Annotated in this window: 27 protein-coding genes and 4 pseudogenes; 18 read left to right on the top strand and 13 right to left on the bottom strand. The window is 61.0% G+C overall.

Features of this window, described 5'->3' with window-relative positions; translation table 11 throughout:
* Positions 1 to 461 precede the first annotated feature (461 nt).
* Positions 462 to 1,022: a hypothetical protein gene (locus IVA82_RS28745; protein WP_247381987.1), complete on the bottom strand. Its 561-nt coding sequence runs from the start codon at positions 1,020 to 1,022 to the stop codon at positions 462 to 464.
* Between the two features lie 426 nt (positions 1,023 to 1,448).
* On the opposite strand from IVA82_RS28745, the gene IVA82_RS28740 reads away from it, so the two are divergent.
* Positions 1,449 to 1,829 carry a helix-turn-helix transcriptional regulator gene (locus tag IVA82_RS28740; protein ID WP_247381986.1) on the top strand — a complete coding sequence of 127 codons (381 nt, stop codon included), beginning with the start codon at positions 1,449 to 1,451 and terminating at the stop codon, positions 1,827 to 1,829.
* Positions 1,830 to 1,867: 38 nt separating this feature from the next.
* A complete protein-coding gene (locus tag IVA82_RS28735; protein WP_247381983.1) occupies positions 1,868 to 3,061 on the top strand; it encodes a type II toxin-antitoxin system HipA family toxin in 1,194 nt (397 codons plus the stop codon).
* 35 nt (positions 3,062 to 3,096) lie between these two features.
* On the opposite strand, the gene IVA82_RS28730 is transcribed toward IVA82_RS28735, so the two are convergent.
* The 3 genes from IVA82_RS28730 to IVA82_RS28720 form a co-directional block, all read right to left on the bottom strand.
* A complete protein-coding gene (locus tag IVA82_RS28730; RefSeq protein ID WP_247381981.1) occupies positions 3,097 to 4,656 on the bottom strand; it encodes a hypothetical protein in 1,560 nt (519 codons plus the stop codon).
* Positions 4,657 to 4,754: 98 nt separating this feature from the next.
* On the bottom strand, positions 4,755 to 5,663 hold the full coding sequence (locus tag IVA82_RS28725) for a caspase family protein (RefSeq protein WP_247493658.1): 909 nt from the start codon (positions 5,661 to 5,663) through the stop codon (positions 4,755 to 4,757).
* 9 nt (positions 5,664 to 5,672) lie between these two features.
* On the bottom strand, positions 5,673 to 5,999 hold the full coding sequence (locus IVA82_RS28720) for a hypothetical protein (protein WP_247493657.1): 327 nt from the start codon (positions 5,997 to 5,999) through the stop codon (positions 5,673 to 5,675).
* Between the two features lie 119 nt (positions 6,000 to 6,118).
* Here IVA82_RS28720 and IVA82_RS28715 point away from each other — a divergent pair, with 119 nt between their 5' ends.
* Positions 6,119 to 8,341, top strand: a complete 2,223-nt coding sequence (locus IVA82_RS28715; protein WP_346658676.1) for a hypothetical protein — start codon at positions 6,119 to 6,121, stop codon at positions 8,339 to 8,341.
* Between the two features lie 934 nt (positions 8,342 to 9,275).
* Here the strand turns inward: IVA82_RS28715 and IVA82_RS28710 are convergent.
* Entirely contained in the window at positions 9,276 to 9,743 is a 468-nt protein-coding gene (locus IVA82_RS28710; protein ID WP_247381975.1) for a hypothetical protein, read from the bottom strand.
* Between the two features lie 37 nt (positions 9,744 to 9,780).
* Positions 9,781 to 10,176 carry a hypothetical protein gene (locus IVA82_RS28705; protein WP_247381973.1) on the bottom strand — a complete coding sequence of 132 codons (396 nt, stop codon included), beginning with the start codon at positions 10,174 to 10,176 and terminating at the stop codon, positions 9,781 to 9,783.
* Positions 10,177 to 10,321: 145 nt separating this feature from the next.
* Between IVA82_RS28705 and IVA82_RS28700 the strand changes: the two genes are divergently transcribed.
* From IVA82_RS28700 to IVA82_RS28690, 3 genes and pseudogenes are all read left to right on the top strand, one after another.
* On the top strand, positions 10,322 to 11,254 hold the full coding sequence (locus IVA82_RS28700) for a Ku protein (protein WP_247381971.1): 933 nt from the start codon (positions 10,322 to 10,324) through the stop codon (positions 11,252 to 11,254).
* A 63-nt stretch (positions 11,255 to 11,317) separates the two neighbouring features.
* Positions 11,318 to 11,821: pseudogene (locus tag IVA82_RS28695) on the top strand (NUDIX domain-containing protein).
* Entirely contained in the window at positions 11,818 to 12,282 is a 465-nt protein-coding gene (locus IVA82_RS28690) for a metallophosphoesterase family protein (protein ID WP_247381968.1), read from the top strand. Before IVA82_RS28695 ends, IVA82_RS28690 begins: the two are co-directional and overlap by 4 nt.
* 84 nt (positions 12,283 to 12,366) lie before the next feature.
* On the opposite strand, the gene ligD (IVA82_RS28685) is transcribed toward IVA82_RS28690, so the two are convergent.
* Positions 12,367 to 13,314, bottom strand: coding sequence for a non-homologous end-joining DNA ligase (ligD, locus tag IVA82_RS28685; RefSeq protein ID WP_247381963.1), 948 nt, complete (start codon positions 13,312 to 13,314; stop codon positions 12,367 to 12,369).
* A 134-nt stretch (positions 13,315 to 13,448) separates the two neighbouring features.
* Between ligD (IVA82_RS28685) and IVA82_RS28680 the strand changes: the two genes are divergently transcribed.
* Positions 13,449 to 14,060: a cell envelope biogenesis protein TolA gene (locus IVA82_RS28680; RefSeq protein ID WP_247381960.1), complete on the top strand. Its 612-nt coding sequence runs from the start codon at positions 13,449 to 13,451 to the stop codon at positions 14,058 to 14,060.
* Between the two features lie 46 nt (positions 14,061 to 14,106).
* On the opposite strand, the gene IVA82_RS28675 is transcribed toward IVA82_RS28680, so the two are convergent.
* A complete protein-coding gene (locus IVA82_RS28675) occupies positions 14,107 to 14,274 on the bottom strand; it encodes a hypothetical protein (RefSeq protein WP_247381958.1) in 168 nt (55 codons plus the stop codon).
* Positions 14,274 to 15,194 carry a non-homologous end-joining DNA ligase gene (gene ligD, locus IVA82_RS28670; RefSeq protein WP_247381956.1) on the bottom strand — a complete coding sequence of 307 codons (921 nt, stop codon included), beginning with the start codon at positions 15,192 to 15,194 and terminating at the stop codon, positions 14,274 to 14,276. The genes IVA82_RS28675 and ligD (IVA82_RS28670) overlap by 1 nt, the downstream gene beginning before the upstream one ends.
* Before the next feature lie 103 nt (positions 15,195 to 15,297).
* Here ligD (IVA82_RS28670) and IVA82_RS28665 point away from each other — a divergent pair.
* Positions 15,298 to 15,487: pseudogene (locus IVA82_RS28665) on the top strand (DUF3606 domain-containing protein).
* A gap of 33 nt (positions 15,488 to 15,520) precedes the next feature.
* On the opposite strand, the gene IVA82_RS28660 reads toward IVA82_RS28665, so the two are convergent.
* Positions 15,521 to 15,787: a hypothetical protein gene (locus IVA82_RS28660; protein ID WP_247381953.1), complete on the bottom strand. Its 267-nt coding sequence runs from the start codon at positions 15,785 to 15,787 to the stop codon at positions 15,521 to 15,523.
* Positions 15,788 to 15,955: 168 nt separating this feature from the next.
* On the opposite strand from IVA82_RS28660, the gene IVA82_RS28655 reads away from it, so the two are divergent.
* The 10 genes and pseudogenes from IVA82_RS28655 to IVA82_RS28615 form a co-directional block, all read left to right on the top strand.
* Entirely contained in the window at positions 15,956 to 16,276 is a 321-nt protein-coding gene (locus tag IVA82_RS28655; RefSeq protein WP_247381951.1) for a hypothetical protein, read from the top strand.
* Positions 16,277 to 16,292: 16 nt separating this feature from the next.
* Positions 16,293 to 16,814 carry a thermonuclease family protein gene (locus IVA82_RS28650; protein ID WP_247382000.1) on the top strand — a complete coding sequence of 174 codons (522 nt, stop codon included), beginning with the start codon at positions 16,293 to 16,295 and terminating at the stop codon, positions 16,812 to 16,814.
* 133 nt (positions 16,815 to 16,947) lie between these two features.
* Positions 16,948 to 17,130, top strand: coding sequence for a hypothetical protein (locus IVA82_RS28645; RefSeq protein ID WP_247381949.1), 183 nt, complete (start codon positions 16,948 to 16,950; stop codon positions 17,128 to 17,130).
* A gap of 504 nt (positions 17,131 to 17,634) precedes the next feature.
* Positions 17,635 to 18,051 (top strand): annotated as a pseudogene (locus IVA82_RS28640) (ArdC-like ssDNA-binding domain-containing protein); the annotation flags it as partial.
* Positions 18,052 to 18,151: 100 nt separating this feature from the next.
* The gene (locus tag IVA82_RS28635; protein WP_346658675.1) at positions 18,152 to 18,991 is read left to right on the top strand and encodes a site-specific integrase; all 840 of its coding nucleotides are present in this window, start codon (positions 18,152 to 18,154) and stop codon (positions 18,989 to 18,991) included.
* Positions 18,988 to 20,349 (top strand): hypothetical protein, encoded by a 1,362-nt coding sequence (locus tag IVA82_RS28630; protein ID WP_247381947.1) that lies wholly within the window; start codon positions 18,988 to 18,990, stop codon positions 20,347 to 20,349. The genes IVA82_RS28635 and IVA82_RS28630 overlap by 4 nt, the downstream gene beginning before the upstream one ends.
* Before the next feature lie 61 nt (positions 20,350 to 20,410).
* Positions 20,411 to 21,961, top strand: a complete 1,551-nt coding sequence (locus IVA82_RS28625; protein WP_346658674.1) for a hypothetical protein — start codon at positions 20,411 to 20,413, stop codon at positions 21,959 to 21,961.
* Between the two features lie 41 nt (positions 21,962 to 22,002).
* The gene (locus tag IVA82_RS49125) at positions 22,003 to 22,572 is read left to right on the top strand and encodes a hypothetical protein (RefSeq protein ID WP_346658673.1); all 570 of its coding nucleotides are present in this window, start codon (positions 22,003 to 22,005) and stop codon (positions 22,570 to 22,572) included.
* 345 nt (positions 22,573 to 22,917) lie between these two features.
* Positions 22,918 to 23,823: an ArdC-like ssDNA-binding domain-containing protein gene (locus tag IVA82_RS28620; RefSeq protein ID WP_247381944.1), complete on the top strand. Its 906-nt coding sequence runs from the start codon at positions 22,918 to 22,920 to the stop codon at positions 23,821 to 23,823.
* Positions 23,824 to 23,879: 56 nt separating this feature from the next.
* Positions 23,880 to 23,972 (top strand): annotated as a pseudogene (locus tag IVA82_RS28615) (zincin-like metallopeptidase domain-containing protein); the annotation flags it as partial.
* 101 nt (positions 23,973 to 24,073) lie between these two features.
* On the opposite strand, the gene IVA82_RS28610 reads toward IVA82_RS28615, so the two are convergent.
* Genes IVA82_RS28610 through IVA82_RS28600 form a run of 3 tightly spaced genes read right to left on the bottom strand, consistent with a single transcriptional unit; the run spans position 24,074 to position 25,654 of the window.
* Positions 24,074 to 25,093, bottom strand: coding sequence for a tyrosine-type recombinase/integrase (locus IVA82_RS28610; protein WP_247381942.1), 1,020 nt, complete (start codon positions 25,091 to 25,093; stop codon positions 24,074 to 24,076).
* Positions 25,090 to 25,461: a hypothetical protein gene (locus IVA82_RS28605; RefSeq protein ID WP_247381928.1), complete on the bottom strand. Its 372-nt coding sequence runs from the start codon at positions 25,459 to 25,461 to the stop codon at positions 25,090 to 25,092. Before IVA82_RS28605 ends, IVA82_RS28610 begins: the two co-directional genes overlap by 4 nt.
* The gene (locus tag IVA82_RS28600; RefSeq protein ID WP_247381926.1) at positions 25,421 to 25,654 is read right to left on the bottom strand and encodes a tyrosine-type recombinase/integrase; all 234 of its coding nucleotides are present in this window, start codon (positions 25,652 to 25,654) and stop codon (positions 25,421 to 25,423) included. Before IVA82_RS28600 ends, IVA82_RS28605 begins: the two co-directional genes overlap by 41 nt.
* Between the last annotated feature and the right edge of the window lie 451 nt (positions 25,655 to 26,105).

Raw genomic sequence — 26,105 nt, 5'->3', positions numbered from 1 at the left:
CAAACAGGATCGACACCTCATGAGCCAGACGCCCTGTAAGCGATGCGACTATCTGCTTCCGATATGCTGGTCCCGCGCCGGCGGCGATCTCGCTCAACCCAATGGCATCCGTCAGCGTGCGGATCGCCCCTCGATCCGATCCAAGCGACCGCCGAAGCTCCTCCCGCACTCGCCCGATCTCGCGTGCGCGCAGATATCCAGCTGGCATCAGGCTAACATCACCCACGTCATCGACATCGGCACCAACATTAAATCCCCATAGCGCTCGCCGCACTATCGGTGCCCAACTTCCCGCGACTTCGTGCCTTGGCGCTTTTTGGACGCCGGTCAGTTGAGCGTGCCGAGCCTCCTTGTTGCCGGCGTCCAAAAACCAACACAGGAGCAGAAATCGCAAGATCCAAACGCGAATTAAGGAGGGCGGAAAGCTACCTCTTGGGGTTATTAATTGAGACGCGTTGCATTCAACCTGTCAGGCCAGCCTTCCGTAAACCGTCGAGGAAGTGTTCGCGATCCAAAGGGTTTCTGTACCTGTCGGCTCGCGCCAGCCCAAAGTCGAGGCGGCTCCGAGGTGGCGCTTCGCCGCGCTCCTTCAATTCGCGTTGCCGTTCGCTGATGAACGCCTCCGATTCGGACCGTGCTTCGTCGAGACGGCCCGTCTGCGCATAGCAGGCGGCAAGAAGGCCGTGCGACCAACGGTCGAGCGGCCGCATCTCTTTGAGCGTGTTGACCGCTTGCTCGTATTCGCGCCCCGAATAAAGGGCAAGCGCGTGATACCAATGGTAGAGATTAGGCGGTAGTGGGTTGAGCCGCTTGGCCGCGTCGAGCCACGTGAGCGCCTCTCGCCACCGTCCCCAGTAGACGAGAATATTGGCGAAAACAGCGGCGACATCGGCGTCGTTGGGATTGAGCGCGAGCGCCCGCTTGAAATGGATTTCGGCCTCGTCATCCTTCCTGAGCAGGAACAGCAATTGCGCGAAGACACCGTGAGACCAGGCATCGCTGTCGTCGATATCGAGGGCCATCTCTATATGTCGCGACGCCTCGTCCAGCGATGTCGCGTCCGCTGCTTCGAGAAACACGTCGCAGACATGGGTCCAGGCGATGTTCGCATGAGCGCGGGCATAATGTGGGTCAAGCGCAACGGCGCTGCGGAAATAATCCAGCGCCTCGCGTGTGTATCTGGGAGATCTGGGGCGGATGCTTCCCCGAATGCCGAGCGCCGCGGACTGGCGGGATGGATCGCCTCGTCGCAGAAAATGGCCCCCTCGGCGCTAGGATCTATGCCAAGGTCCGGGCCCCGCTTGGCCGGAATCGTCGCCTCAAGGGCTATTCCCACCGACGCCAGCAGGTTCCATGGCCTACACCAGTCGTCATATCCATTGCGTGATTCAATAATTAGTCATATATGATATATAAACCTATCATCCCTATCAGTTATGGTTAGTTCGATGAGTTCGCCGAAATCCAATGCCGCGCTTGAGCGCCTTGGTCACGATCTCCGATCGGCTCGCCTGAGCCGTCGTGTGGCGGTGGCTGACCTGGCTGCGCGCGCGGGCACGTCGTCGAGCACGATCGCGCGTCTGGAAAGAGGCGATCCGGGAGTGGCCGTAGGCACCCTCGCGGACGTGCTCGTTTCTCTTGGCCTTATCGAGAAATTGGCCGACCTCGTCGATATCCGAAAGGACGATCTGGGGTTGGCGCTGACCGCGGAGCGGTTGCCGCAGCGTGGTCGATCGTACGCCGCCAGGCTGCGCAGGCAGGGGAGGCAAGACGACAAGACGGGTAAGGATGAGCCCGACGAAGTCGATCCGAACGGCGTGGCCTTCTGATGACTGAATACTACGCCCTAGTCGCCCTTGGAGAAGGCTTGACCCCGGTCGGCGAACTGCGCTTCACGCAGACCGGGCCTCGTCAGTTTTCGATCTTCAGTTACGATCCGGCTTGGGCGAAGGATCCTCGTGCCTTCGCATTGCAGCCTAACATGCCATTTGACGGGCGGCCGTTTCATGCATCGGCACAATCCGGCAATGCCCGCGAGGCGCTCGCCGGCGTCTTCTCTGACGCTTCACCCGATAGCTGGGGACGCAGACTGCTCGAACGCGCGTATGGCAATGGTCTTTCCGAATTCGAATATCTCACGCTGCCCGACGATGCATGCCGGCAAGGCGCCGTGCGTTTCATCGATAAACAGGGGAAGATTATCGCCGGGAAGGCCAACGAGGCGGTGCCGCGTCTCCTTGATCTGGAGGCCATCACGGGGATCGCCCGCGCCTACGAACAAGGCAAGGAGATATCGCCTGCCGACATACAAGCTCTTGCCGGTGCGGGCGGCTCGGGCGGCGCTCGGCCCAAAGCCAACGTCCTTGACGGCGACGTTCTCTGGCTTGCCAAGTTCACTTCCGTCCATGATCAGCACCCGATCGAACAGGTCGAGGTTGCGACGCTGAACCTCGCCAGGATGTGCGGCATCCGCATTCCCGAGGTCAGACTGGAACTCGCCGACACGAAATTTCCGGTCGCGCTGGTCCAGCGCTTCGATCGACGCGGCAGCGCCCGCATTCCTTACATCTCCGCTCGAACGGCGCTCGGGAAGACAGGCGACGAGCTCGGTTCGTATACGGAGATCGTCGATTTCATGCGAACGGCAGCGCCAGATCCGCAAGTCGATTTCGAAGAGCTCTATCGGCGGATGGTCTTCACCATCCTCGTCTCCAACAAGGATGATCATCTGAAGAACCATGGTTTCCTTTACGTCGGTTCGGGACGGTGGCGTCTGTCGCCGATGTTCGACGTGAACCCGGCGCCCGATCGCAATCCGCATCTCGAGACGGCGATCATGGAAGGCGGCACTCACGACCGATCGATCAAGCTCGCCCTGGAGGCCTGCGAGTTTTTCGAAATCACCGAGGCCAACGCGCGAAAGATCATTCGAGATACGGCCCAACGCCTGTCTGACGGATGGCGCGAGACTTTCCGACTGGCAGGGGTCAGCGGTGCCCAATCGCGCAACTACGAAGCCGCATTCCTCCACGATCAGAGCGAAATAGCGTTGGGTCTATAATCATTCGTATATGATCGATTACTTCCAATAATTAGTCATATATGACTATTAGCTATGCTCATTGCACCAATCTTCGCCAATGCCACCCGCATTTCGGGCGCTGACTCGGTTTTCCAAATCCGGAGAAGGTCGGCGACGATCCGCGCCCGATCCTGGCTTCTCGCGACGACATCCGCTGCGACCTCAACTTCGAGGCTTCTCCGTTGCCCATCGCCGGTACAGGCCTGCAGACGTCGGTAGATATCTTCCGCGGATGTCGCGCCGGTACCGTACCATCGCACGGCGAGACCCCGTAAGACTTCGGGTCTGTCCTTTAGATCGGGACGGCTTTGCGCGATGTTGGCGATCTGCTCGACCCGATCGGCCGGCAGATCGTAGCGCTGGGCATATCGTCCGAGGGCAACCGCGGACGCATCATTGTTGGCGTCGATGACGGTCTCTCCCCAGTAGTTCACGGATTCGGACGGGAATCTCGATCTAGGCGACAAACGGGCGAATAAGGCACCGAGTTGTGCTGAATTGAGAGGACGGTAAGCCGACGCGCAACCAAGCGCCGACGCGTAGTCGGACATCGTCCGTTGACTTTCGGCGTTCGCATCAAGCCACTTGCCGAGCCTTTCCCGGCGAAGCGGGTCCATAGCGCCCGCCGAGCAGGCAAGCAGACGGGCCGCCAAGAGTTCGCTGAAATCGAACTCCTCGCGTCGCTTGCCGAGCTTCGCTTCCAGCAGCGCCTGTACCTCATCCGGATAGCCTTGGATCTCGCCGATACCGCGCAGCAGGTTTTGCGGAGGTTGGTCGACATCCAGCCCTTCGCTGGAAGAGTCGATCCATTTAGCCAGGCGGACGGCCGGGTCGCGATCGAGTTCTCGAACGCGCGCCAAGAACTGCAGAGCTTCGGCGGCGAGGATCGGCCGTCGCGGTTGTTTGCTTGGATCGTACGTAAAGAGAATGCGCCAGAGCTCGGCTTCGGCGCTCCGACTTTCTTCCGCCGAACCGGTCACGGCGCTGAGAAACAGCCTGTGCACGGCGCACCAGCCGTCGTCTTTGGTCACAAGATGAGGCTTCAGGGCGGCGACGAACTCCGACCGCTTGTCGGCTCCGCCGACGATCCGGAGCGCCTCTTTGGCGAACGTGTCGAATTCCTTGCGCTGGACCGCGAATTCTTTGGTGTAAGCCGCTCGGTACGCGGCCAGACGCATGAGATCCGCCAACCGCGCACTCCGCTTCGCGGGCTCGTGCGGCGCGGTCAATGCCGCCCAGGATGCCTCGGCGGCAAAAGCGTCCGAATTAGGCGAAAGGTGCGAAAAGTTGACGATGCCGGTATCGTCGCAGGCGATATCGATCTTCAGCTCGCGGGCATAGATCTCCATCCCGACGGCAGCGACATCGGCCTCCTCGAGCTCGGCCAAGAACATGGCTTCGAGCAGCGGCGGGCCGGTGCTGTCGGGGTCGAACTTGGGTCTGACGCCGCGAGCGAACGCCGAAACCGATTGTTGCTCGAGATGGTTGAGCATCGGCTCGAGCGGCGACAGCCAAGTGCGCAGGCCGTCATCGTCGAAGTGAGTGCGGAAGCCGAGTATCTTCGCCTCCGCCAATTTCCGCGCTCCTTCGTCGTTCAGCCGATCGATTTGCGCAAGTCGGATCCCCGTGTCGACAGGGCCGACATGTATCGGCTGTAGATCGAACGTCTGCTTCAAGCCGGGACGGACGACGATCGACCCAATGGGCGAAAGGCCAAGTGATATACGAGGGCATCCAGTCCGGCGAGGGTCGCGACAAGCACGACCGCGGCGGCGACGAGAAACCGCTTTACGCCCGAACGAATGGCCTCCGAGACGCTGAGGGGACGTCCCAGCGAGCGACCGAAAACAGTTGGAAGTCTTATCTCCTGGGTGGCCATGCCGGCGGTCACCGGTTCCTGAATCGCGCCATCCTTTCTCGATGACGCGAGAAGCGGGACCTGCTCTCGAAGCGCCGGAAAAAGGGCACGCTCGACGTCGACGTGTCCGCTCGCGTCCGCGACGGCGGAGCCGACGGAAAGCGATCGGATGAGCACGTCGGAGAATACCGATCGCTTGAGGCCGGAGTCTTCCCACGACCTTTGGTCCGCTCGCGCTGAAGCGACCGCGAAGCGTGCGCGCGAGTTCTGAAGATGCCGGAAGAAGTCGCACCTGCCGATCAGGGCTTCAGCGAAACAGCAGTCGACAATCAGGAGCGTGTTGGATGCGTCTACGATGCGCAGAAGTTCTTCGATCCGGGATCCGGTAAGGCTGGGCTCGCCGGGTTTGGCATCGACAAGACAGAACCATCCGCCTGTGGGGGCAACTCCCGCCTCTCCGTGGCCGGACAAATACAGCAGGAAAAGGTCCGGGCGGCCGGCGGCCGCTATTTGCGTCGCCGCCAGGCGGACGCCGTCCCAATCCGCCTCGCCATCGACCAAAAGCCGATGGCGCGTGTCACTATCGTCAACATCGTCGGCACCCCTTGCGTAGAGCGAGAACGCTTGGGCATCGTCCTGCGCGAAGTGCAAGCGCATGTCGCTCTTGGCGTACTCCTCGTGGAGATACTGCCCGATCCCGATAGAGATGGACGTCGCGCGCAATTCCGTTGCTCACCATTTGAAGAAGTCGATCAGGTCCCTGCGGACACCTTTGGCTCCCGCGGGCTCAGCGATCGTGGTGGTGAGCTTCTGAAGGATGAGCGGTGCAGACAAGCCGACGTGCAATGCAACGATGCCTTCGGCTTTTGATCCGAAATAGAGGACTGCCAATCCCCCGCCTACGAGCGCCATCACGACGGATGCGATCCAATATTGGGCGCTTTTCGCGTAATCGGGCAATCTGCCATCTTTGCGTATGGCGTACCAATGGACGAGCTCTATAAGTATGCCGCCGAAGAATCCGACCAGAAAGACCTGTAAACCGGAGTTGAGTGTCATTGTACACCTCCCTGCCGTCAAGCTTGCAGCAGAACAAGTATCCATTCAAGTTGTATCGAGCCGCACCTGCACGTCTTCGATTCGGCGTTCCGTAGGTCGCCCGTTGCTGGATCTCGCTGATGATTGACGATTTACATCGGGTCGGATGGAAGGCATTTCAGGATCTGTGCCTCGCGATAGCGGCCGAAGTTCTAAAGCGCCCCATACAAAGCTTTCTGGCCTCCAATGACGGCGGTAGGGACGGAGCTTTTCTCGGTGCATGGGAAGGGGGCGAGGGCTTCGCGGCCGGGAAGTCTACCATTCAGGTCAAGCATTTCGGAAATGCCGCCGCCCGTCTGTCCCTGTCGCATCTCGCTAAGGAGTTGGGCAAAGCCAAGGAGCTCGCTGCCCAGGGGCTCGCCGGCGACTACATCGTCATCACCAACGCCGGGGTTTCGGGGGCTGCCGAGGCAAGCATCTGCCAGGCTTTCGAAAAGAGCGGCGTGCAGCGTTGTCGCGTGTTCGGAGGCGACTGGGTCGCGGCCCAGCTTCGGAGCCGCCCCTCCCTGAGAATGCTCATTCCGCGGATCTATAACCTCGCGGATCTCGGACAATTCATCGACGGCCGAGCCTACCTTCAGGCACGACATCTACTCAGCGCCATGGGCGACGATCTGCGCTGCTTCGTGACTACGGACGCGCATAGACGGAGCGTGGAAGCGCTGCAGGATCACAGGTTCGTCTTGCTGCTCGGGGATCCGGCATCCGGCAAATCGACGATCGCGGCAATATTGTCCTTGGGCGCACTGGATGGCGGGGCGGAGGGCGCCATCAGAATAACCTCGCCCGAGCAACTCGACCGCTGGAATCCGGACATCCGACAAGTGCTGTGGGTCGACGATGCTTTCGGATCGAACCAGGTCGAGGCCGCCAAGGTCGACGGCTGGAACTCTCAGCTCCCGATGCTGCGCGCAGTCGTCAAAACCGGCACGAGCGTCATTTTCACTTCCCGCAACTACATCTGGGAAGGCGCCCGCCGCTCACTGCGCACGAGCCAGTTTCCGCTGTTGCGCGAAAGCCAAGTCGTCATCGACGTGCAGGGCCTTTCGGAAATCGAACGCGCGCAGATCCTGTACAATCATATCCGGATGGGCAATCAGCCGCCGGAAATGCGCCGACGTCTGAAGCCCTTTCTCGCGGCGGCTGCAACGGGGACGAATTTCCTTCCCGAGACCGCGCGGCGCCTGGGAGCTTCCGAATTCACAAAGTGCCTGGAGGTTACCGCCGAGGGAGTGATCGATTTTGTCGAGCACCCCTTGGAATTTCTCCGCGAAGTCATCGAGCGTCTAGATCGAAGCTCTTCCGCGGCGATCGCGCTCATTTTCCTTCACGGTACGAGGGGCGTACCTTCGCCGATCCCGGAGAGCGAAGCCCTGGCGACGGTTTCGCGCCTGACCGGCATCGCCGCCAGCGACATCGCGAGATCTCTTGAGGAGATGCGTGGGAGCCTGACGTTGCTCGTCGAGCATGAGGAAGGCGACAGGTGGACCTTTCGTCATGCGACGATCGCGGACGCCTATTCGATGATCGTCGCGGAAGGACCTGAGTTCGTCGAGATATACCTGCACGGTGCCAAGTCCGAACGACTGCTGGCGGACGTGTTCTGCGGCCGTCGCAGCGATGCCTACGGCGCAAAGGTGCGGGTACCGTCCGCGCTCTATGGCGTCCTGACGCGCCGGCTGTTGGACGTACCGATCGATAGCGTCCTTCATTACTTCCTGGCCGAGCGATGCGATGAAGGCTTTCTACGCGCTTTCGTCGAGGCGCGCCCGGAGATTTGGCAGGGACTTCTTCGCGTGCAGATCCCGGTGGCTGACAGCAACAATATCCGCTTGCTTGCTCGATTCAAAGAAATCGGCCTTCTGTCCGAGGAGAACATCGAAACCTTGGTAAAGGAGATACGGGAGAACACGCTGGAATGGTTCGACGCGTCGATTTTTCAGGATCGACATGTGCGATCGCTGCTGCCGGCTGACGAATTCGATCGGCTCTGCGCCGACGTGAAGTCGGAGTGGCTGGCCGACCTTGATGCGTCGATCGATCGCATGCGAGGAAGTTATAGCTCGAGCGATCAGTCGGGAATGTATCGTGACTTTCGTGATTCTATCGAGGCCGCCGCCAAGTATTTTTCTGACGACGACGCGCTGCAGGCGGCGTTGCCGACGGCTCTGCGTCGGATCGACGAGATGATCTACGATGACGAAGACGAGCGGCCCGCGCAGCGGCGAAGTGAGACTTCCAGATCTTCGCCGAAAGTCTCCGGCGCGCTGACCGAGATATTCAGCGACGTCGATGACGAATAGAAGTCGAGAGACCTCTTCGGGCGCCAAATCCATCGAGCATGAGGGGGACTGATCCTTCGAATCGAGATCAACAAATCCCGAAACAGAGATCCCGAATAGCCGTATCGCTTTTTGGGCGGCGTCAGCTGCTTCAATAAGTCGAGAGCAAGCTGAAGAGCCCCGCTGCGCTCTTCGTTCCCTTCGAAAGCTCCCTGTTGGAGAGATAGTTAAACAACAAGTCGCATATCCGCATTGGTGAACAGTCGAGGAAGCCGTTCACTGATTGCTGGCAGATTGAAGAATCGCCAAGCCTCGCTATCCGAACAGGATGACCCGTTTCCGATCTGAGAATATCGTGACGTCCAGGGATAGCCGCCCGTGACGAATAGGAGATTGGCGGCGGACGCGCTGAAAAGCTCACAGCACGTGCTGAATGCGAACACCGCACGGGGAATCGACGGGCTGATCCTCCCCACGTCCTCGGCAGGGCAGCTTGCTACGGTGAAACGATCCTTTAGTCGCGCGCGAGTCCGGTTGCTGGCCGAAGCGGAAGTCCGTACCAGCGACCCACATGCGGGTGCGTGATGTTCTTGGTAAGGTCTAAGCCGCTTCTTCCGCTTGTGCGCATGCGGCTGTCGCCGCACCGGGCTCTCGTGAACCGAGCCGCTGACGCGTCTCGGCCGTCCGGCTTCGATCCTTTGCGCGGATACGGTGTCGCTCGCCGGAGGCTCTCGCGTTAGGGGCCGCCGGCATTGCATGTCGGCGCCGCTATCACTGCCCCGAACGCGGGTGCCTTGTTAACCGGTCTCGCGACAGCAGTCGCCTCGGTGCCCGCGGGCATTTCATGCCCCGCGTCGCTATCACTGCCCCTTCGTCGGCTGCCTTCTCTCTTGCCTCGCTGCGCTTCGACATCGAAGGGACGGCGCTGACCAGTCTTATGGCAACGCCGCGCGTGCTAACGGTGCGCTCCGTCTTCGGTTCGAGGGTGGCGAGGCTGCCAACCCAATTGTAGCAGAGTCGCGGATGGACGCCGGCCCGCCTTGGCGCATTTGCGGCAGCGTAGCCGGCTTGCGAGATCATGCACGAAGGTGGTCGGCGGATGTTTCATAGCGGCGAGGTAGACGTCGCTCGGCGTCTTGCAGCGAGCGCACCTTATCTCAAGCCAGGGAAAGCCTCCATTCACAGCCTGATCGATGGTGGGCGACGGATCGATCGGTTCGCCGTCGCTCCACATGCGCTCATTCCAGCTTTCGCAAAGCAGCCTGTCGGCTTGCTGGATCAGGGCCTCGCCCTTGGCCCGCATCTCCGACGATTGAGAGGCCAGGATGTTGGCCATCGCACGTGCCTTGCTGAGCTCTTTTCCCAGAGCCTTGCGATCGCCGCCCGACAGGGGCGTGGGTGATACTTCGGGGCATCCAGACATCCAGGCGCTAAGAGATCGGATCGGCAATCCGGAGCGGTTACGGCGTCTCGAACGCCGGCCAGCACCCGTCTTCTTCATGCCTGCCGGTGCGCTGCTGGCAGGTGTTGTCGAGCAACCGCTGCGCCACGTCCGTCCAGACCGCGTTGCCGCCATACAATCGGACTGCATCAGCGGTCTGGATTTCCACGGTCCGCTCGCAGCGGCGGCAGGAGACGCGCAGCACGTGGCGTTGAATCTCGGAAAGACGTCGCTGACGCTTCTCGACTCCGGTGGCGGCGACGCGAGGGTCTTTCAGGACCGATTCCCAATATTCCGCCGGAAGCGGCGCATCCGGAGGCGCAGAGGAGGGGCGCCGCTTCCGGGCGGCTTCTGCGGCCAGCTTTTCCATCTGTTTTTGGGTCGGCATGCGCCAGCTCGCGGGTCGATCGGTCATTCCGAATTAGAACATAACAAGAACAAATGTCGAGTCCGGTCGGACCCTCATCCTGAAAAAATCATCCTTTTGGAAAGGGCGCGATGTCGGAACCAAGCCGGGCCGTTCGTCTTGAATCTGGCATTAGTAATGGAGTTCCCCCGCAATGGCCCCTCGCGCGAACTGGAAAGGCTTTCTGCGTCTTTCCCTCGTCACCTGTCTGGTAGCGCTCTATCCGGCCACGTCGGAATCCGAAAAGGTCTCGTTTAACCAGCTCAACCGGAAGACCGGCCACCGCATCAAGTACGCCAAGGTGGACGCTGATACCGGCGAGGAGGTCGACAACGAGGATATTGTCAAGGGCTACAAGGTCGACACCGATACCTTCATCGAGGTGACGAAGGAGGAGCTCGAGAACGTCGCGCTGGAATCGACGCGAACCATCGAGATCGACGAGTTCGTCGACCGCAGCGAGATCGATCCGCGATACCTCATCCGCCCCTACTACCTGCGTCCCGACGGCAAGGTGGGGCACGACGCTTTTGCCGTCATTCGCGAAACCATCCGCGAGATGAACAAGGTCGCGATCGGTCGGGTGGTGCTGACCAACCGCGAGCACATCATCGCACTCGAGCCGCTCGACAAGGGGCTGATGGGGACGCTGCTGCGCTATCCCTACGAAGTCCGTTCCGCAGACGAGTATTTCGACGATATTCAGGACGTCAAAGTCACCAAGGACATGCTTGATCTTGCCAAGCACATCGTCAACCAGAAGGCGGGACATTTCGAGCCGGACAAGTTCGAAGACCAGTACGAAACAGCCCTCATTGATCTCATCAACCAGAAGCGCGCCGGCAAACCCATCACCGCGGAGGCGCGCCCGCGAGGCGAGAACGTCGTTGACCTGATGGACGCGCTGCGCAAGAGCATTGGAAGAGAGGGGGCGGCCGCGACAGAGGCACCCAAGAAGCCAACCAAAAAGCCGCGCAAGGCGGCGGCCGGGCAGAAGGAAATGCTGATGCCGATCGCCGGCAAGAAGCCGGCCAGGGAGGCCGCGGCGAAGAAGCCGGCGGCCAGACCGCAGCGAAAGTCAGCCTAGCGTGTCGTTCGGCATCCATTGACGCCAGACGGCCTTTACTTCGTATCCGAGGCCGGGAGCGATATGGCTACGCTGAAAAAGACTTCCAGGAGATCGACATTGGGTGCGGGCATTCTCGCCTACCGCAAGGGGGCTCGCGGGCTCGAGGTTCTGCTCGTTCATCCCGGCGGTCCGTTCTGGCGCAAGAAGGATAATGGCGCCTAGTCCATTCCGAAGGGCGAAATCGATGCTGCGGATGCTCCGGAGCAGGTCGCGCGGCGCGAGTTTGCCGAAGAACTCGGCCCGAGTGCTTCGATTGGTCCACTCCGAGCGCTGGGGGAGGTCCGACAGCGAGGAGGGAAGCGCGTCATCGCATTCGCCGGAGAAGGCCATTTTGACCCGGCGGCGCTGACCAGCAATACCTTGGATATCGAATGGCCGCCCCGAAGCGGTCGACTGCAGAGCTTTCCCGAAGTCGACCGCGCGGAATGGTTCAATATCGAGTTCGCGCGGACGAAGATGCTGTCCGCTCAGGTAGAGCTTCTCGATCGTCTTTTGGCGATCGCGGTTGAGAGCGCCGGGAAATGACGTTCAGGATTGGAATCATTTCGGACACGCACGGCCTGTTGAGACCCGAGGCGGAACGAGGCCTGGCGGGGGTCGATCACATCATCCATGCCGGCGACATCGGGCGCCCCGAGATCGTCGACGCGCTTCGCCGGATCGCGCCCGTCACCGCCATCCGTGGAAACGTGGACAGTGGCGAGTGGGCCCGCGAATATCCCGACACGAAAGTCGTGCTCCTGGCGGGAAAGTCGATCTACGTTCTGCACGACCTGAAGACGCTGCAGGACGACCTTGGCGCCGGCATCGACGTCATTGTCTCCGGGCATTCCCACGTGCCGAAGATCGATACGGTCGGTGGCGTTCTCTACCTGAATCCGGGCAGCGCGGGACCGCGGCGCTTCAGGCTGTCCATTACGATTGCGACGCTCGATGTCACGCCTGAGGGCATGCGACCGGAAATCCGCGACCTTGGAGGCGACTGAACGCACGACCAGCAGAGGGAATTCACAGCGGAGGAGGCGAATGCGTTAATTCGTTCCGTTTGCCGGTTACGTCGACGGGAAGCGCTATTTGCGCGGACGTTCTCGCTCGCGCACGACATCCTTCGGCCGCTTGTCGGACCTGAGTCCGAGGTAGACGGGCTGGCGCAGTTCGCCCTTGCTCGTCCATTCCGCGAACTTGACCTCGGCAACGAGCGAGGGCCTGACCCAGGTCGTGGCGGCCTCGTCCTTCACTTTGGCGGGGAAGGGTGATTTAGGGGCCGTCAGCTTCACGAGTTTGGCATGCAAATCTTCCAGGACCTTGTGGCTGAAGCCAGTGCCGACATGTCCGATGTAACGCCATGCGTCGTCCTCCCGCACGGCGAGGACCAGGGCGCCGAAGAACGGCCTACTGCGCCTGGGCGCTGTGAAGCCGGCGATCACCACTTCCTGTCGGTTTGCCGTCTTGATCTTCAGCCAATCCGGGGTGCGGCTTCCGGATGTATACGCACTGTCGGCGCGCTTCGCCATGAGGCCTTCCAAACCCTTCCGCTCGGCCTCGACGAAGAATTTGGTGCCGTCTCCTTTGCGGTGAGGGCTGAAGGCGATCAGCTTGTCGCGCGGCAGAATCGCCTTCAGCCGCTTCTTGCGTTCGAGGAGAGGCTGCCTGCGCAAGTCCACTTCGTTCTCGAACATGAGATCGAAGGCGCAATACAGGAGCTTCGCTTCATGGCGCAGCGCGTTTTGAAGCAGCTGAAAATGTGAGACGCCGTCCTTTCCGATGGCGACGAGCTCGCCGTCGATCACGGCCTCGCCCTTCACGCTCTCCAGCGCTTTGGCGACCTCGATATAGCTGCGGCTGATGATCTTGCCGTTGCGACTGTAAAGCGCAACCTTGCCCCGCCGGATTTCCGCGATCATCCGGAAGCCGTCATACTTGTCCTCGAAAACCCAGCCGGGGTCGTTGAATGGCGCGTCGGTGAGCGTAGCGAGCATCGGCTGCAAGCGCTTGGGCAGGGTCGACGTCCGGCTCATTCGAGGCCCAATCCTTCAGAGCGCGTTGCGAAATGCATGGACGTCCTTAGGATTAGGGAACGCTTCGAGGCCGCGTCGTGTTCCGTAGGCGCCCTGGCGCGAGCACGATCAATCGCGGAGGGCGGATCAGACCGATGGCCAGAAAACTCAAGACCTACCAAACTTCGCTCGGATTCTTCGATTTAGCGATCGCCGCTCTCTCCATGAAAGCGGCTCTGGAAGCGTGGGGCGCAGACAGCAATCTCTTCCATCAGGGCGCGGCGAAGGAGAGCCACGACCCGGACGTCATCGCCGCGGCCATGGCAAAGCCTGGCGTCGTTCTCAGGCGCCCGGTCGGGACCGACCGGCCTTTCAGCGAACACGCCGAGTTGCCTACCGATCTTGGCGGCGGCGGACCAACGAGAACCGCCCGCAAGTCGAAAGTCCCAAAGACGAAGCAGCCTTCTCGCCCTGTCGACAAGGCTGCGGAGCGGCAGGCCGCTCTCGCATACGAACGGGAGCAGACGCGCCGCGAGCTTGAACGGGCGAAGGAAGAGGCGGCTAAACAGAAAGACCGTGAACACCGTCAGCAGGCGGTCGACAAGGCACAGGCTGCGTTGGACAAGGCCGAGCAGGAGCACGCGAAGCGGGCGGCCGCCATCGAGGCCGAGGTCGAGGCACTTGCGAAGAGATCGCAAACCGAAGAAGCCCGCTGGGATAAGGAGAAGGAACGATTGGAAGCCGCGCTGCGGCGCGCGCGGGGTTAGTTTCAGTGGCGGCACTCACGAGAAGGCTAGCGGTCCCTTCAAGCGTTCATTGTTCGGGATCCAGTACGCGTGCTGCGGCTTGGTTCACGGCCGCGCGGTCCCGTCGATCCTCAGGAGCGAACTCCATGACCGCCCGATGCAGCTCGGCTGAAATCATCAGTTGGCTTTCCAGGGGCTTGTTGGCCCACTGCCAGAAGCGATCGAATGCATCCATCACAAATCCTCCCGCAGGCCCCGGAAGAACGGGTGCCTGACTTTCCCCTCGGCCGACTTCGCGCGGTACTCGATCTCGGCGAGCAGCTTTGGTTCGACCCAGATGCGTTTGTGTGCGATCCGCTTCGTGTACGGCTGCGTCTTCCGGATCAGCGGCTTCAGTCTCTTCTGGAGGTCAGCGGCTGAAGTCTTGTCAAAGCCGTGGTCGACCTTGCCGGCATAGATCAGATCGGCGCCCTTGCGCCGGCCGACATAGATGCCGTCCCACTTTCCCTCGTCGAGCGCGAAGCCCGCAATGGTCAGCGTCTCCCGCCGGGCGCAGGTCTTCTTGACCCAATCGTTCGTGCGTCCCGTCGGATAGGTGCCGTCCCGGACCTTCGAAACGACGCCTTCGAGACCGACCTTGCAGGCGTGCGCGAACATCTCGCGGCCGTCTATCTCGAAACTTTCACTGAACTGGATGTCGGTGCTGTTCAGGATCTTCTTGAGTTCGGCCTTGCGTTGAAAGAGCGGTAGCTTCCGGATATCGCAGCCATTCAGATAGAGCAAATCGAACGCCACAAGCATGATGCTCGTCGACTTGCCCTTGAGCTCGTTCTGCAGGACCGAGAAGTCGGTAGTGCCGTCGGCGGCCGGTACCACGATCTCGCCGTCCACAACGGCCGAGTTCGCCTTGATCCGCCAGGCGTCATGGGCGACCTTCTTGAAGCGATGCGTCCAATCATGGCCGCGCCGGGTGAAAATCTTCGCCGCCTCGTTAGCCAGATGGACCTGAACACGGTAGCCGTCGAACTTGATCTCATGAATCCAGCGCTCTCCGGGCGGCACCTTCTCGATCGAGGTGGCCAAGGCCGGTTCGATGAAGCCGGGGAAGGGCGCCTTAACGCCAAGGGCCGCCGGTTTTTGACGCTGAAACGCCACTGAAGAACTCCACGCTACACCGATTCAAATTGGCACAGTTTGAATCGTTCCGGAACCTGCGAGTCCCTGTTGCGTTGCATCGATCTCACAACAGGAGGTACCCATGGCGGCAGCGAAGAAGACGAAGACGGCGCGCGGGGCGAAAACAGGACCGGGCGCGTGTGGCGGGCGGCCAAAAGTATGAAGTGGGGTATGAATCCAAGAAGACAGGACGTTCGGCGTCAGCGGTCAAGAAAGCTGTCAAAAAGGTCGGCAACAGCCGGAAGCGCGTCGAGAAGCGTCTCGAACGCTAGGTTATTGCTCACCTTGATCGTCCAGCGCGTTACCTAGACCTCGGGTGGGCATTCGGGGCAGGTATCGCCGATCGAGTCCAGGACCTCGGTCACCGCGCCGGCAGCCGTCTCGGGCGAAAAACCCGGTGGTGCATCCTGGCGGGCGATTTCGATCGCCCGCTCACGGGCGTGCGGATCTGCGCGGTCCTGCATCCAGCCGTGGTACTCACACTCGCGGATCGCGCCCGCCTCCTGCAGAACGGCTATCGCCCATCCCCGTACCGTGCGAATCGCCGTCCGCCTCTCCTTGGTCATCAGCATCAAGATCGCTCCTCCCCGAGGGACGAATCTTGCGGCCCTCCATTCGTTCCGGCTGCTAGCACAGAGCAGGGATTCCAAATTGTCGGGGCAGGTGCTTTTCCACGTGTTCCGCCGCCCTGTGCAAAACCAGCCACGCAGGCAACTTTGTCTTCCTTGTCCTCATCGCGCATGACGACTTTCAGCGCCTCGTCTGGCAAAGGACGCTGCAACGCCTTTGCCTCATCCCAAGGGGCGCGCCGGGACGAAATTTACGCGCTTTGCGGGCTGAACAGCCTGCCATTCAACGCGACCGGCGAAGTTTTAAAGAATGACGGCGTCTGGAAGGTTTATAAATTCACTTGGCAGATGGACGCAATTCTGTTCTGGGCTCGCTTCAAGGGACGTTGGTTGCGCGGTACGGAGTTTCATTTTCCCGAGCGGCCGGAGAACCTGCCGGCACTGAAGCCACTTGAGAATTGGCCAAAATCCGATCCGCGAGATTTGCGGTAGCTACAAGGTCGTTGGAATGCGTCGAGCCTCTATCGCATTGATTGTCGCCATTCTGTCGAGCGTGGCCTTGGCCGACGAGTTTGGCGGACAGGCCAGCGTTATCGACGGCGACACGCTGGAAATACATGGAGTGCGCATCCGGCTTTGGGGTATCGATGCACCGGAGAGCAGCCAGCTGTGCCGCGGCGAAGACAGCTTACAATATCGTTGCGGTGCGCAGGCCGCGAACGACCTTGACGCCTTCATTGCCCGCCGTCCCGTCAATTGTGTTCCAGTCAGCCTCGACCCGTATGGCCGCACGGTCGCGACCTGCTCGGTCGCAGACAGGGATCTCGCTGAATGGCTTGTACGCAACGGCCTTGCGTTGGATTGGCCTCAATACTCGAAGGGCCGATATCGCGAGGCTCAGCGCGAGGCTGAGCGTGCCGGCCAAGGACTCTGGAAGGGCAGCTACGTCGAGCCGTGGCTCTATCGTGCATGCATCCGCGCAAGTGGAAAGCCGTCCGCCTGTTCGGACGATGCAAATGCCCATCCTTGATGCGATCCGAGCAAGGCGCCAATCCACAATGTGTGTTGGCCAATCACCGCACTTGGGCAGGTGGCTCTGGCGCAGTTTGGGCGACTCACGCTACCCATCATTCCCAATCACCTCACTGCACAATGGGAATGAAATGGTTGCAGCCACCCGTGAATTGCCGGCCTTTGGTTACGCGCTTGAAGTCGACGGCCGGTTCAAAGCCGAATTTGCAACCAGAGACGGCGCCAGGGCGGGTGGCGAAGAACTAAAAAAGCGTTTTCCCATGCTTCAGATCAGGATCTACGACGCGCAGACGCATGCGCGCGAGGAAATCTAGGTCCTCGACTCAAGTCTTAGCGGAGGTTTTCCGCTTGCGCGCGTGCGGCTTTCGCCGCATCGGGCTCTCGTGAACCGAGCCGCTGTGCGTCTCGGCCGTGCGGCTTCGATCCCTCGCGCAAACACTGCGGAGCTCCTCGCCGGGGGCACCCGGGAAAGGGGCTCGCCTTCGGCGATCGCTGTCACTGCCCCGTTCCCGGGTGCCGCTGTTAACCGGTCTCGTCGCTGCACTCGGACCCGCGTGCCCCTTCGGGTCGCTATGCTCACGCTCTCCGGGTGCCATTTTCCGCTGAGGCGATGCGTCGTTGGCGCACGCCAGGTCAGGGCCTGCGGCCCTGGACTTCTCAACTCCAAAAGCCATGAAGAAGCGGACGGAAGCCGGCTGCATCGTAGATTTTGCATTCTCTCTTCTCTTCGCGGCTGAGAGTAAGAGTGTCGCGCGGTTTTGCCGTGACGGGTTACCGGCTGCGAGAGAGGCTCGCAGCGCCTGTCGCGGAGACCTGCGATGTCCAGACATTATCCTCGGGCGGGCACCGGTGAGGACCGGACAAGCCTTTATGACGAAATCACCAACAAGATTATCGCTGAACTCGAGGCCGGCCGCGTGCCGTGGGTGCAGCCTTGGGGCAGCGCGGCAAAGGCGTCCTTGGCCTTGCCGAAAAGCGCCGCGACCGGCCGTCAATACAGCGGCATAAACATCTTAATTCTCTGGGGTGCCGCGACCGAACACGGATTTACAGGGCAGAGCTGGCTCACCTTCCGCCAGGCGCTATCGCTGGGTGGTCACGTCCGCAAGGGCGAGCGCGGTACGACCGTCGTCTATGCCGACCGCTTCGTGCCGGTCGACGAAAAGCGGCGCGCGAGCGAGAACGGTGAGGAAGCGCAGGCGATTCCGTTCCTGAAGCGGTTCACGGTCTACAGCACGCAACGACGCCTATGAGCCGGCTGCACGTCGAGCGGATGTCAGCTTTGTCACGCTCGATGACTACCGGGTATTTCGAGACGTCGGCCTCAGAGGCCTGATGCCTGATGGTGGAACACGCCCCGGAGCCCGTGATCGCAACGGCATTCGTAATGCGCTTTTTTCTGATCTCGTTGTGACGACAGGGCTTCGGCTGGAAGAAGCCTCTTTTCTGTTTGCGTCCGACCTCGCCGCCGTCGATCGGCGAACAGCTCGACAGGTCTGGCTCGATCTGCCGGACGCGCTGACGAAGGGCGATCGTGGTCGCCAGATTCTTCTTTCCGGTCGACTGCTTGAACAGGCGCGGGCCTACATCGCCGTTGAACGGGCTAACGCCGTCACGAAGTTCCGGCAACGCTCCGGCTGGGGCTCGTTCGAACGCCCGATCTCCGTTCACAGGGAGCGGTCAGCTTCCCGATTGCGACTGCTCGATGGGAGCGACGTCGCTCTTGATCTGCTGAGCCCTGAAGAGCGCAGCAGGATCATCGTTTGCGAGGACGACGGCACACCGAGCGAGCCGGCCGTGCTGTGGCTCACGGAAGTCGGATTGCCGGTTCAACCGAACACCTGGGAAGTGATCTTCGCCCGGGCATCCGAGCGGTGCAGGTCTCTGGACTTTTCGATCAACATCACCCCGCACCAGCTCCGCCATACCTTTGCCGTGCATATGCTCGCGATGCTGATCCAGCACCGGCTTCGCGATGCAGCTTTGCCCGCCGGATCGATGGAAGGATATCGGCAGATTCTCGGCGATCCTTTGCAACAGGTCCAGCGCCTCCTTGGCCACGCCAGCCTCGCAACGACCTACATCTATCTCGATCATATCGCTTCGCGCGCCGATACCGTCGATGCCGCCGTCGAGGAGTTGCTGGCGCTGCTTCCGTCGGAGCACTCGTTATGAGGCGGCGGCCGCGGAAGGGAACTCCAGTTCGTTTTGCGCCCGCAGATAGTGTTGTCCCAGCTCATGCCGGTGACCAAGTACTCGGTCTGCGCTTCAACATTGAGGCGCGCTATGGTGGGATCGTCGAAGTCGATCTCACTCACCTGCGCCCGCGAGCACTTGCTATAGCCTTTGCCGGCGCTGTTCGCCGACAGGCCGAACTCGGCGGCTCGTTGGGAGCGCGCAGCACCATCAAGCAGCACATCGCGGCGTATCATCGGTTTTTCACGTATCTGCGAGCCCACTCTCATGCCACAAAGCCGGCCGATCTTCGTGTGAAGGATACTGATGGATTCGAAGCCTCCCTTGAGGCCGCCGGCATGACGCCGATCCACCGGCACACGGTCCTCGCGAAGGCGATTCTTGCGCTGCGCTCCATCGATATAGATCAACCCGGCCTTCTCGATGAGGGGCTCCGCCGTCGCCTGAGCTACACGAGCGCGCAGTCCGCAGGGCGATCGCAGCCCCGCGACGCATATAGTCCGTTCGTCGCTCGTCAGCTACGTGACGCGGCTCGTGCCGATATCAGCAAGATATTCCGGCGTATCGGCCGTCCGCTCGACGAAGCGGGTGATTCCAACCTCCGCAGTGCGGTTGCCGATGTTGAAGCCAGGATTGCCGCAGAAGGCAAGATCGATCACTCGGACCTGGCCTTCAAACGCCTGTACTTCATGCGTCTGCGACGTGGCCTGCCAGTTTCCAGCTTTTCCGAGGACGTCCATAACCGCCATCATTTGCTCGCATCCGATCTGCCGCCATTGCTGACGTTCCTGTCATTGGAGACAGGGCTCGAGATCGAATGCTGCAAGACGCTAACCATCGACTGTTTACAGAACCCCGGACCCGGCACGATCGAGATCAGCTACATAAAGCGTCGCGCGCGCGGTGCCGAACAGAAGCGCCTGCGAGTTCGTGATGGCGTCGGCACGCCTGGCGGATTGATCCGCAAGCTGATCGAAGTGACAGGCTTCACCAGGCGCTTCCTTCCGGTCGAGTCTCTCTGGGTCTATCACTATAAAGGGCGAGGACAGCTTCGGTCCGGCATCGATCACCCGCACCAGTTGGTGGATAACTGGGTCGCTGGACACGGCATCGTCGACGACGATCGCCGTCCGCTTCACCTCATTCTCTCTCGGCTGCGCAAGACACATAAGGCACTCTGGTATCTCAAGACCGAAGGGCACATGGCGCGCTTTGCCGTCGGCCACACGCCGGAGATCGCTGCTCGTCACTATGCGGATATTCCGGGAGCGTCAAGTTCGGTCGTGCGCATGCCCGCATCACCCAGCAGATTCTGCCCGTCTTCTCTGAAGGTTTGATCGCCCAAGCTCGCAGCGAGGCCGCCCAACAATCTCTCTATCTTCCGCCCGAGGTTCGGCCATGAGCATTGTTGCCTTCGCTCCATGCCGACAGGAACTAGACGACCGTCCGGTTCTTGCTTCGGCGCCGCTGAAGAAGGGCTTCGATCGGAGCTGCATGTCGCGCTATGGCGACGCAAGCTGGGATCTCGGTCCGGCCGTATTCCGCGAGAACGCCCGTCGCTGCCACGTCACCGTACATTTCGGGTCGGTCGAAGACATCGGTACCCGCGAAGCAATCCGGGAGTTCCTCTATGCCCGGCTGAACGTCGACCTTCCTGGTCATCGCAAGAAGCTCCCACCTGCCTGTGTCCGGCAGATATTCAACAGGGCGCGCCGATTCTTCGAGTTCGTCCGTGGCGATCTCGGCGCTGTCGATCTCTCGCGGGTCGATCAGCAATTGCTCGACCGCTATGCCCGACATCTCCAGACCGATCGCAGCCGTCGGCCTGTCATTGTTGGCCAACTCCTGGAAGTGCCAGTCGACCTGCATGCCTATCGTGATCATCTTCCCTCCCGAGGGCTGTCGTTCCAGCCGTGGAGCGGACAGGCTCCAGCTCGCGTCGCTGGTTATCGTCACGTCCGCGAGAACCGCACCCCACGGATGCCGGAAGAAGTCATCGCGCCACTGTTGGCCTGGTCCATCCGCTACGTCACCGAGTTTGCGCCCGATATCTTCGCAGCCCGCGAAGAGCTTGATCGATTGGAGACCCATTGCGCTAAGCTTATTCGATCAGATCAGGCCTTCGATCGCAAACAGCGCCGTGACCGACAGCGCCGGCGTCTCATGGACTACTTTGAGCAGCGACGGCATGAACGGCGCGGTGTGCCGATCTGGGGAACTGCTCATAATGGCACCGTTCTGCGGCATCGAGAGACAGGTGACGTATCGCCTCCAGTCAACTCGCATCTGCTTCATCTTCATATCGGGATCGATGCCCGCGCAGAGTCGGGGATGCATATTCAGCTTGCGGACGGAGCCCCCGACCTTATCGATGGAGCCATACGCGTACTCGGCGTCGAGACCGGTGGCATGGACACCTGCATCTCTCTTCTGCCGGAGACCGGTCGACCGTGGCGACCTCGTTTCGACGGCAAGACGCTGGCCCAGGAAGAGCGGATGCTGCAATCGGCGGCCTACGTCCTGTGCGCGTACCTAACCGGCATGCGCGACTGCGAAGTTCAGGCAATGCAACGCGGGTGTCTCTCCATATCTCGCAGTGAAGATGGCCTGATCATGCGCCATCGCGTCCGATCGGCCGCCTACAAGGGCAAGTCGAGCCACGGCGAAGCGGCGGAATGGGTCACGATCGAGCCCGTCGCCAAGGCCATCGACGTGCTGGAACGCCTGTCGTTACCGGCGGCAACCGCCCGCGGTCTCACGACACTCTGGCCGGTCCTGCCGCTAAATCCGTGTGCAAGGATCACCTCTCTGCCGAGATCGTGCGGCAGCTCAATCTTTATCGCGATCACCTCAATGAGCTGTTCGGCACGGTCAACGACCCGGTTATTCCGAACAACTCCGAAGGCATCCCTTGGCGCATCACAACACGGCAGTTTCGCCGAACGATAGCATGGCATATCGCCAACCGTCCTTTCGGGACGATCGCCGGCATGATCCAGTATAAGCATGCTTCCGTCGCAGCCTTCGAGGGCTATGCCGGCTCCAGCAAGTCCGGCTTTCGCGCCGAGGTCGAGAGCCAGCGTGCGCTTGGGCAACTCGATGATCTGCTGGTTTACTTCGATGAGCGACAGACTGGCTCGACGTTGTCAGGGCCAGCGGCGCCGCGCATATCAAAGGCGCTTGATGCTGCGGCGGCAGAACTTGATCCCCTTCCAGTAATGATTGCAGATCGCGCGCGGCTTCGCACGATGCTCGCCAGTCTCGCGCGCACATTGCACGTCGGCGTGCTCGCCGATTGCTTCTTCGATCCCGGGACCGCCCTATGCCTGAAGCAGGCAACCAACGCCGACCACAAGACGCCGCTGACAGCACTCTGCCAGCCGGCCCGTTGTCCAAACGCCTGCATCACTGCCAGGCACCGGCCAGCGTGGGCGCGTTCCGCAGATGAGGCGAGAGCCGTCCTCAAAGAGAAGCGGTTATCCTCGCTGCAGCGCTCCGCTTTGCAACAGGATCTCGCGCGCATCGAGGCTGTCCTCGACGATATCGTTCGCGGCAACTGACGTCAGAACTCCACGCCTGATGTGGCCGCGCCGGATGACCTCGTCGGCGTCCGTCCCGGCATAGTCGGAGTGCGCGATGCCCCGCACGGCCGCGCAACGGCTGATCGCCGTCCTCCGCTGTCGCTTCGGCTCTGCGAGTGCGCGGTCGTGCTGTCGGGCATCGCAGGTGCTGCTCCGCTGCCAGGGACGGACCCCTGCCGAACGGGAGCACCCACCATGATGAGACAGCAGAGAACCAAAGACAGCCGCCCTGTCGGGCGGCGGGAGAGGACGAGGAGGGCCGGAATCGGGCGGCCGGTTGAGGGAGTGAGAGAGGCTTGCTCCGCCGGCCGCGGAGATTCTCCCATGTCCGATACCTCGAGTTCGGCGGAGCGCGCCGATGTCTACACCCGCATCACTGCCGAGATCGTCGCCGCGATCGAAGCTGGCGCCGGCGAATGGCGCATGCCCTGGCATCACGACGGCACCGCCATCACCCGCCCTCAAAACATCTCGTCAGGCAACCGATACCGTGGTGTCAACGTGCTCGCACTCTGGATTGCAGCGCAAGCTCATGGCTACGCCAACGGCCTCTGGGGAACCTATCGGCAGTGGCTGGCTGTCGGCGCGCAGGTGCGCAAGAGCGAACGAGGAACGACGGTTGTTCTCTGGAAGCAGCCAAAGGCGGCCAACAACGACGATGCAGATGACGGTGACGATGACGCTCGTCGCCGCGTCTTTGCACGCGCATTCACGGTGTTCAATGTCGCCCAAGTCGATAGCTACGAACCGCAGGTCGTCGAGAAGCTTCCAGAGAGCGATCGCCTTACCCACGTGGGCGAGTTCATCGATGCGCTGAAGATCCCGGTCGTCACCGGCAATTACAATGCGCACTACCGCATCGACCTCGACACGATCTTCATGCCGGAATATGCGGCGTTCACGAGCCCAGCCGCCCAAGCCGGCACATTAATACATGAGGCAGCTCACGCCACCGGCGCAAAGCACAGGCTCGACCGTAACTTCCAGGAACGGTTCAAGCGCGATTGGCTGCCGATCGAAGAAGCAACCGCCGAATTGACCGCTTCATTCATTCTGGCAGATTTGGCGGTCGCCCATCATCCCAGGCCCGATCACGCGGCGTACGTGGCATCCTGGTTGCACCTCCTCAAGGACGACCCTCGCGCCATCTTCACCGCTGCCAGCAAGGCTCAACAGGCGGCTGATTGGATGCACGCTCAGCAGCCTCGAACCGAGGAGATGGCCGCATGACCAGCACCATCTCCAATGGGGTAAAATTTCAAATAAGGGCTGGACTGTCAGGATATATTGCCGAGATCTCGTCTGCGTTCGGTTGCGCGTCCCTCGGTATCGTACCCACGGTACGACATGCCGATTATATCGGATCGTGGCTCAACTAATGACGAGCTCGCCATTACTCCAATAATCAGCAGCAGTTCATAATGTGAAGGAGCACCACATTTCCGGTGCTATCCCGCGATAGTTTGCGATCTCCTCCACATTATTTCCTCGCTGCTAAAGGGTATCGAGCCAGGCCAGAACGCTCTGGTCCTGTTTCCACGATGGTCGTTTTGCCGATCGTGACGGGCTTTCGACGCGCTCCAACGCCAGGCGCTTTGTTTCCAGATTTGCCTGAGCGTAGTGGTTTGTGGTGTCGAGGCTGACATTGGCCGAGCCAGCTTCGGATCACAGTGACGTCAACGCCTGCCGCTACCAGATGCACCGCCGTCGCATGACGGAAGCTATGAGGTGTTACGTGCTTTGAGGCCAGGCTCGGCATGATCTTCGCTGCCGCTTCGACGTATTGCGCCAGTTTGAAGCGGACGCCCGCTGCGCCGAGCGGGACGCCATACCGATTAACGAAGATCGGCTCGTCGGCGGCCCTCGGCTGTCGCATGAGCTGCGATCTTAGCAGCGACACGGTCTCTGGCCAAAGAGGGCTCAGTCGTTCTTTTCGTCCCTTGCCGTAAAGACGCACGCAGGTTGGCGAGTCGAACCGGATAGCCTGCGGGCAAACATCGAGCGCCTCCTGGATGCGCGCGCCGGTATTGTAGAGGAAGGAGAACAGCGCGTGGTCGCGTTGCCCCTCGATCGTCGAGCGATCGGGCTGTGCCAGAATGGCCTTCACCTCCTCGGGCTCCAGATAGCACGGCGCATGGATCGGCGCATTCTTCATGGGCACGTGCAGAATTTGAGTGCATTGCTCGATAGCCGTCGGTTCGCGGTCAGCAACGAAGCTGAAGAAGCTACGTAATGCGGACAGGCGACAGTTGCGCGTGCCAATCGTATCTCCGCGTTCCTGCTCGGTGTATTGCAGGAAGGTCTTGACCTCGGAGGCCGTCAGGTCGCTCAGTGTGAGCTGGGCTATCGGCCGGCGTCGCCGTTGAGCCACGAACCTGAGGAACAGGCGCCATGTGTCACGGTTGGACCGAACGGTGTGCGCAGAGGCATTTCGCTGCTGAACCATCCACTCGTAAAAGAAGGCATGAAGCAGCCTCGGGAACGGGTCGACCGCTTTCATGGCTGCACCCCCTCTGACGCGTGCAGGCAATGTGACGCGAACGTCCGGAAGCGTTCGTTTGCTTGCTGAAGGAGTTCCTGGGTGACCGTGATGTAAACCAGCGTCGAGTGGATATCCCGGTGCCCCAGATATGTCGCGAGGAATGGAAGCTTGTCCTGCGGATTGATGCCGGCGCGGTACCATTCGAGAATGCGGTTCACGACAAACGAGTGACGCAGGTCGTGGATGCGAGGGCCAGCCTTGCCTTTCGCCGGCTTGAGTCCGGCGCGCCGCAGGATGTCGACAAGGCAACCGGCGATGGCGTGCGACGTGTAGCGCGCGTTACCCTTATCGTGCCAGAACAGGCCAGATTGAGGGCTTTGTGGCACCTTTACCTTGCGCCTCGCCTCCAGATATTCCCGGCAGCGCCGACAGCGGGCTGTCAGCCAACGGCAGGATCCTCGATTTGAAGAACTTCGTCTCCCGGATAGTAATCGTGCCGACCTGAAGATCGATGTCGGCAAGGTTCAGGCGTGCGAGTTCTCCCAGCCGCAATCCCGCACAATAGGTCAGGACCAGCATGGTGTAGAGGCTGATCGGCCGCAACGGTGAACGTGGAGAGGGGTAAGCTCGAGCGATATCGAAGACGACGAACCTCTTCCTGGCTGTAAATATAAGGCCGACGCCAATGTCGCGCGACCTGTTGTGCAGGACGGGGATCCGGACGCCTCGGCTTAGCCTGCATTTCTCACAGTGCTGACTGATTTCACAACGCGGGTTTGATGGATCAGTGATGGCCATGAGGGATGGTGGCGCCGGAAGGCGCGGATGGCATTGTTTGGTTGTTGTCTCTCCGGTGGGCCAGGTGGTGATGCGGCGGTTTTGGCGCGTCGCAGCTTCGCGTGTCAGACGGGCGCGGCGCGGGCTTTTGCGGCATCAGCCAGGCGGCGCGCGGCGTGACCCCAGTGTTCGGCGGCTGGGCAGGCCGAGGCCATGGCGATCTTGATGCGGCGCACGGAGATGCGCACCAGCG

It is taken from the genome of Bradyrhizobium sp. 142 (assembly GCF_023074015.1).
Classification (GTDB): domain Bacteria; phylum Pseudomonadota; class Alphaproteobacteria; order Rhizobiales; family Xanthobacteraceae; genus Bradyrhizobium.
This window is presented reverse-complemented; position numbering and strand designations above follow the sequence as displayed.

Bases quoted from the DNA above. Each gene is read 5' to 3' on its own strand.
- IVA82_RS28690 (WP_247381968.1), top strand. From the start codon at position 11,818: ATGACGTTCAGGATTGGAATCATTTCGGACACGCACGGCCTGTTGAGA.
- IVA82_RS28720 (WP_247493657.1), bottom strand. From the start codon at position 5,999: ATGACACTCAACTCCGGTTTACAGGTCTTTCTGGTCGGATTCTTCGGC.
- IVA82_RS28710 (WP_247381975.1), bottom strand. From the start codon at position 9,743: ATGTCTGGATGCCCCGAAGTATCACCCACGCCCCTGTCGGGCGGCGAT.
- IVA82_RS28660 (WP_247381953.1), bottom strand. From the start codon at position 15,787: ATGCTGATGACCAAGGAGAGGCGGACGGCGATTCGCACGGTACGGGGA.
- IVA82_RS28705 (WP_247381973.1), bottom strand. From the start codon at position 10,176: ATGACCGATCGACCCGCGAGCTGGCGCATGCCGACCCAAAAACAGATG.
- IVA82_RS28645 (WP_247381949.1), top strand. From the start codon at position 16,948: ATGGTTGCAGCCACCCGTGAATTGCCGGCCTTTGGTTACGCGCTTGAA.
- IVA82_RS28680 (WP_247381960.1), top strand. From the start codon at position 13,449: ATGGCCAGAAAACTCAAGACCTACCAAACTTCGCTCGGATTCTTCGAT.
- IVA82_RS28675 (WP_247381958.1), bottom strand. From the start codon at position 14,274: ATGGATGCATTCGATCGCTTCTGGCAGTGGGCCAACAAGCCCCTGGAA.
- ligD (WP_247381963.1), bottom strand. From the start codon at position 13,314: ATGAGCCGGACGTCGACCCTGCCCAAGCGCTTGCAGCCGATGCTCGCT.
- IVA82_RS28635 (WP_346658675.1), top strand. From the start codon at position 18,152: ATGCCTGATGGTGGAACACGCCCCGGAGCCCGTGATCGCAACGGCATT.
- IVA82_RS28625 (WP_346658674.1), top strand. From the start codon at position 20,411: ATGAGCATTGTTGCCTTCGCTCCATGCCGACAGGAACTAGACGACCGT.
- IVA82_RS28650 (WP_247382000.1), top strand. From the start codon at position 16,293: ATGCGTCGAGCCTCTATCGCATTGATTGTCGCCATTCTGTCGAGCGTG.
- IVA82_RS28630 (WP_247381947.1), top strand. From the start codon at position 18,988: ATGAGGCGGCGGCCGCGGAAGGGAACTCCAGTTCGTTTTGCGCCCGCA.
- IVA82_RS28700 (WP_247381971.1), top strand. From the start codon at position 10,322: ATGGCCCCTCGCGCGAACTGGAAAGGCTTTCTGCGTCTTTCCCTCGTC.
- IVA82_RS28620 (WP_247381944.1), top strand. From the start codon at position 22,918: ATGTCCGATACCTCGAGTTCGGCGGAGCGCGCCGATGTCTACACCCGC.
- IVA82_RS28740 (WP_247381986.1), top strand. From the start codon at position 1,449: ATGAGTTCGCCGAAATCCAATGCCGCGCTTGAGCGCCTTGGTCACGAT.
- IVA82_RS28600 (WP_247381926.1), bottom strand. From the start codon at position 25,654: ATGCTGGTCCTGACCTATTGTGCGGGATTGCGGCTGGGAGAACTCGCA.
- IVA82_RS49125 (WP_346658673.1), top strand. From the start codon at position 22,003: ATGATCCAGTATAAGCATGCTTCCGTCGCAGCCTTCGAGGGCTATGCC.
- IVA82_RS28745 (WP_247381987.1), bottom strand. From the start codon at position 1,022: ATGGCCCTCGATATCGACGACAGCGATGCCTGGTCTCACGGTGTCTTC.
- IVA82_RS28655 (WP_247381951.1), top strand. From the start codon at position 15,956: ATGACGACTTTCAGCGCCTCGTCTGGCAAAGGACGCTGCAACGCCTTT.
- IVA82_RS28610 (WP_247381942.1), bottom strand. From the start codon at position 25,093: ATGAAAGCGGTCGACCCGTTCCCGAGGCTGCTTCATGCCTTCTTTTAC.
- IVA82_RS28715 (WP_346658676.1), top strand. From the start codon at position 6,119: ATGATTGACGATTTACATCGGGTCGGATGGAAGGCATTTCAGGATCTG.